We start from the raw sequence: 938 nt of genomic DNA, 5'->3' as shown, positions 1-938 counted from the left end.
AAAAGGGAGAATAATGGTATTCCCATGCCTCATTTCTTGCTGTGTCATAAGCGAGGTAAAGCTTCTGTAGTACTTCAGGCAGCTCCGCATATCTGTCATCGTCAATGTCAAGCAGCTCTTTGGTGGATGTGATACCTTCCTTGAAACTTTCAATGAAGCCTTTCATGTCCGATGAGACTGATTCAGGATGCAACGGATTCATCTTTTGTACGATGGATTCAAAGTTGAAGACGAACTGTTTTCCCGCCAGGTCGTTGTCAAAGCCAAGATGGAAAGTAGCACCGGGAGCAGCCTTGACCAATCCCTGTATCTGTCCGTAGCTGGGATTTCCTCCGGTAGAGACAAATACGGCAGACTTCAGATTCTGTCTTGCATTGTAATCAAGTCCGGAGTCTTTCTGCATTCTCAACTGGTAGAATGCCATGGCATCGTATGCACTCTCAAACACATATACATCTTTTGCATCTTTCAGTTCCGTGTCTTTGGGACTTGCCATCCATAGGCCTTCACTTGCATTTGTCCCGGCTGCCATGCCTTTTCGTGCAGAGCCGTCCTTACGTGGATAGCCTCTTTCTTCCAAACCGACACATTTCTCAGGATGCCCCGGTATATACATGGGAAAAGAGAGGTTCTTATAACTTGCCCCATTGTCTGCGGCCTTGGAAGCAAGAAAGAAGTTACGGTGAAAAGCACAACGTGTAGCAAAATCGATTCCTCTTGACTTGAAGAAAGCATAAAAAGGTTTCTGAGAGTCAGCTTCATCAGGATGAAATCGCTCAATCTTATAATCTTTGATATTGAAAGGCTTTGCATCACGGGTAGGAGCAAGCACATTCTGGTTACGTTGCTCCACAGGAATATTCAAAAGCCGCTGACAGACTTTGTGAACAAGAGCAGACTCTTTCATTCCTTGATTGTATTCAGGAAAGAGATTCGGG

General features: G+C 45.0%; 1 protein-coding gene. It reads right to left on the bottom strand.

The features are described 5' to 3' along the window. On the bottom strand, positions 1 to 907 hold a 907-nt coding region (locus AB5935_RS26335), incomplete at its 3' end, for a toprim domain-containing protein (protein ID WP_368327910.1). Between the last annotated feature and the right edge of the window lie 31 nt (positions 908 to 938).

The sequence above is a fragment of the Phocaeicola sp. RTP21198st1_B8_RTP21198_201120 genome, from assembly GCF_040929485.1.
GTDB lineage: Bacteria > Bacteroidota > Bacteroidia > Bacteroidales > Bacteroidaceae > Phocaeicola > Phocaeicola dorei.
Note: the sequence above shows the minus strand (reverse complement) of the source record. Positions and strands in the feature narration are given on the sequence as shown.